We start from the raw sequence: 4,168 nt of genomic DNA, 5'->3' as shown, positions 1-4,168 counted from the left end.
CGCTGACGCGGCGGGCCCCTTCCCTCTCCCGCTGGGAGAGGGAGGTTAAGCGATCAGCCCTCCAGCTCGCGCAGCAAATAGCGCACGGCGGTATCGATCTCGCGATCGGTGTCGCGCAGTTCCTCGATCCGGCGCACCGCGTGGATCACGGTCGAATGGTCGCGCCCGCCGAACTTACGGCCGATCTCGGGCAGCGATCGCGTCGTCAGGCGCTTGGCGAGGTACATGGCGATCTGGCGCGGCCGTGCCACCACCACCGCGCGCCGCGCCGACACCAGATCGACCGGCTTCAGCTCGAAATGCGCCGAGACCGCCTTCTGGATCTCATCGATCGTCACGCGCCGTTCCGCCCCGCGCAACACGTCGCCCAGCGTCGCCACGGCGAAGTCGAGGTCGATCTCGACCCCGGTCAGCTGCGCATAGGCCACCACACGGTTGAGCGCGCCTTCGAGATCGCGAATGCTGGCGGTGATGCGCGACGCCAGCAAATCGAGCACCTCGGCGGGCACCTTGGCACCCGGCATATCGACCAGCTTGCGCGCCAGCACCGCGCGGCGCAGCGCCAGATCGGGTGCCTTGATGTCGGCAACCAGCCCGCACGACAGGCGCGAGGTGATCCGTGCCTCGACCCCGTCCAGCCCCTGCGGGCAGCGGTCGGCCGAGATCACCAGGCGTTTGCCCGCGCCCATCACTTCGTTGATCGTGTGGAAGAATTCTTCCTGCGTCGAATCCTTGCCCGCGATGAATTGCAGATCGTCGACCAGCAGCAGATCGGCCGAGCGCAGCCGCGTCTTGAAGCTGTGCGTGTCGCGGTTGCGCAGCGCCTGGACGAAATCGAACATGAAGCGCTCGGCCGACATCAGCAGCACGCGAGCGCCGGGCACCGCCGCAAGATAGGCAGCACCAATTGCGTGCATCAAATGCGTCTTGCCCTGCCCGGTGCCGCTGTGGAGGAACAGCGGGCTGAAGCGCGGCACGCCGGGCTCGGCCAGCGCGCGCGCGGCATTGAAGGCGACCATGTTGGAGGCATCGACCACGAAGCGATCGAAGGTGAAGCGCGGGTCAAGCGGCGGGCGATCGGCGACCACCACGGGAGCTTCCACCGCAGCCGGGAGCGACTCGACCGTGAGCACGGCGGGCGCGGGTGCCGCGGTGGCGGAGCCCGTCTCGATCGAGACGCGCCGGACCGTCGGCAGAACCGCGCGGAATTCCTGCAGCAAACGATCGGCATAATGGTTGCGGACCCAATTGGTCATGAACGCCGACGGCAACGCCAGGCGCACCGATCCCTCGTCCAGACCGGGCAGCAGCGTCATCGGCTTGAGCCACTGGTCGAACAGCCGCGCCCCGGCCGATTCCCGCAAATGCGCCCGTACGACGGCCCAAGCGCGGTCGACCGAACCGTCCGGCTGCACGCCGTCCACGCTCGTACCGTTTGCGCTCGCCCCCCTGTTCAACGTTACGACCACACCAAAAACCTTTGTTTGACAGCGCGGTGAAAGACCGCGCCGCCGGAACTGCACAGACAAAGCCCCCCACAGCCGGAATCACCGCCTGCATGACGTTGCCATTCGAATTGAGTCGCGAGACGCTCGGTCTGCGCGTTGGAGGGCCAGTTATGAAGATCGCAGCGAGTCGATCAAGGCCTGCCCCTGTCAGATTTTTGAAATAATCTGGATTGACTCGTATCTAGCCACGGATTCGCGTCAAATTTCTTATAAGTATCTGATTCACAACAGATATTGTCGTTACACTTTCGTGTCGTTTTTGCGAATCGCGGTGAATCCGTGGGTTCCGGTAAATTGGGGTTCGCGGGGTCCCGAAACGTTCCGTGCACAACGCGCGGCGATGGGATGGAAGCGATGCGGTTCCGCAGCCGACGACAAAAAGCCCGCCGGATTTGCATCCAGCGGGCGTTTTTACCGCAAAATCAGCGGGAATCAGGCCAGCGCGGAGAGGCGCTTGGTCAGACGCGAGAACTTCCGGCTGGCGGTGTTCTTGTGCAGCACGCCCTTGGCGACGCCGCGCATCAGCTCGGGCTGGACCAGCGCCATCGCGGCGGTCGCTGCGGCCTTGTCGCCTGCTTCCAGTGCATTCTCGACCTTCTTGACGAAGGTACGGATGCGACCGGTGCGGTTGCCGTTTACCAGTGTCCGCGCGGCGTTACGACGGATACGCTTTTTCGCCTGTGGCGTGTTCGCCATGAAGCCCTCTGATTCTGCAAATAAGAAAGGGCGGGAGAAAGCTCCCGGCCCCGGAAGCCGTGCGCCTTAGCGAGAACGTGCGCGCTGGTCAATCACCGCTGGCACTTTGGGCACCAAAATGTCGAGCGCCCGCCCTCGGCATAGCGCGCTACGGTGCCCCCGCACGCGCAGGGCTGCCCCTCGCGGCCATAGACCAGGAATTGCTTGGAGAAATAGCCGAGTTCCCCATCGGGCCGCGCATAATCGCGCAGGGTCGATCCGCCTGCCTCGATCGCGGAGAGCAGCACCGACCGAATCGCCGCGACGAGTCGCTCGAGCTTGGCGCGCGACAGCTCGCCCCCGCCGCGCTTGGGCGAAATGCCCGCAAGGTGGAGCGCCTCGCAGACATAGATGTTGCCGAGCCCGGCGACGATTCGCTGATCGAGCAACAGCAGCTTGATCGACGCGATCCGCCCGGCAAGCGCCGCGTGCAGGTACGCGGCGGTCAGCTCGGGGCCGAGCGGCTCCGGCCCCAAGGCCTTGAAGGCGGGAAAGTCGGCGAGCGCGGTCGTCGCCAGCAGATCGACCGAGCCGAAGCGCCGCGCATCGTTGAGCGCCAACCGCTGCGTCGCGGTTTCGAGAATCAAATGATCGTGCGGCAGCACCTCGCTGGGGTCGACGCGCCAACGCCCCGACATGCGAGATGGAACACCATGGTGTCGCCGCGATCGGTTTCGATCAGCCCGTATTTGGCGCGTCGGCTAAGCCCGGTGACCGTCGCCCCGGTCAGACGCTGGCCGAGATCGGCCGGAAAGGGGTGCCGCAAGTCCGGGCGGCGGAGCTGGACCAGCGCGATGCGCTGCCCCTCCAGCACGGGCCGCAGACCGCGCACGGTGGTTTCGACTTCGGGGAGCTCAGGCATTCCCCGCTTTCGCCCGAACGGTGCCAGGGGTCAACGACAGCCCGCGCTCTGGCTGATGACACGTCCTTCCTTCGCGCCTTCGCGGGCAATGCGCCTTCTTTCTCACGCGAAGACGCGAAGGCGCGAACAGGAATCGCCGCCACGTGACAATTTGACCCATCCGCCATGCAGTGGTTTGCGCCGCCGCTTCGCTCGGCTAGAGCGGGCGGCATGACCGACACCCAATCCGGCTCCGATACCGCCCCCGGCACCGTCTCCTTTGGCTATGAAGACATCCCCGCCACCGAAAAGACCGCGCGCGTCGGCGGCGTGTTTTCGAGCGTGGCGCGCAGCTACGACATCATGAACGACGCGATGTCGGGCGGGATGCACCGTTTGTGGAAGGATCGCTTCGTCCGCCGCGTGAAGCCGCGCGCGGGCGAGCAGATCCTCGATATGGCGGGCGGCACCGGCGACATCGCCTTCCGCCTGGCCGAATCGGGCGCGAGCGTGACCGTCGCCGACATCAACCCGCAAATGCTGGAAGTCGGCATGGAACGCGCCGCCAAGCGCGGCATTGATGGCCTGGTATGGACCGAGGCCAATGCCGAGACGCTGGTCTTCCCCGACCGCTTTTTCGACGCCTATACGATCGCCTTCGGTATCCGCAACGTGACCGACATCCCCAAGGCGCTCCGCGAGGCGCACCGCGTGCTGCGCCGCGGCGGGCGCTTCTATTGCCTGGAGTTCTCGACCACGCTGTGGCCCGCTTCGCCGATGTCTATGACGTCTATTCCCACAAGGTGGTGCCGCAGCTCGGCAAGTTGCTGGCGCAGGATGCCGACGCTATCGCTATTTGATCGAATCGATTCGCCGTTTCCCCGACATGCCGACTTTCGAAGGCATGATCCGCGACGCGGGCTTCGTGCAGACCGGGGTCGAGCCGATGCTGGGCGGGCTGGTCGCGATCCACCACGGGTGGAAGATTTGATGCAGTGCGCTGAAACCCCTCTCCCAACGGAGAGGGAGGGGCCCGCTCGACGCAGTCGAGTGGGAGGGTGAGGGCGACCAACGCCCTGCCCCA

2 protein-coding genes and 2 pseudogenes are annotated in these 4,168 nt (G+C 65.5%); 1 reads left to right on the top strand and 3 read right to left on the bottom strand.

What is annotated here, in order from left to right; genetic code table 11:
* Nucleotides 1-53: 53 nt before the first annotated feature.
* The 3 genes and pseudogenes from dnaA to mutM all read right to left on the bottom strand — a co-directional run bounded on the left by dnaA (nucleotide 54) and on the right by mutM (nucleotide 3,105).
* Entirely contained in the window at nucleotides 54-1,424 is a 1,371-nt protein-coding gene (gene dnaA / locus NW75_RS18305) for a chromosomal replication initiator protein DnaA (protein ID WP_137902510.1), read from the bottom strand.
* 516 nt (nucleotides 1,425-1,940) lie between these two features.
* Nucleotides 1,941-2,204 carry a 30S ribosomal protein S20 gene (gene rpsT / locus NW75_RS18300; RefSeq protein WP_033966658.1) on the bottom strand — a complete coding sequence of 88 codons (264 nt, stop codon included), beginning with the start codon at nucleotides 2,202-2,204 and terminating at the stop codon, nucleotides 1,941-1,943.
* 92 nt (nucleotides 2,205-2,296) lie between these two features.
* A pseudogene (gene mutM / locus NW75_RS18295) lies at nucleotides 2,297-3,105 on the bottom strand (bifunctional DNA-formamidopyrimidine glycosylase/DNA-(apurinic or apyrimidinic site) lyase).
* A gap of 210 nt (nucleotides 3,106-3,315) precedes the next feature.
* On the opposite strand from mutM, the pseudogene NW75_RS18290 reads away from it, so the two are divergent.
* A pseudogene (locus tag NW75_RS18290) lies at nucleotides 3,316-4,075 on the top strand (class I SAM-dependent methyltransferase).
* Nucleotides 4,076-4,168 lie beyond the last annotated feature (93 nt).

The sequence above is a fragment of the Sphingomonas sp. Ant H11 genome (assembly GCF_000797515.1).
GTDB lineage: Bacteria > Pseudomonadota > Alphaproteobacteria > Sphingomonadales > Sphingomonadaceae > Sphingomonas.
Note: the sequence above shows the minus strand (reverse complement) of the source record. Positions and strands in the feature narration are given on the sequence as shown.

Coding starts and splice junctions, on each gene's coding strand:
- rpsT (WP_033966658.1), bottom strand. CDS start 2,204: ATGGCGAACACGCCACAGGCGAAAAAGCGTATCCGTCGTAACGCCGCG.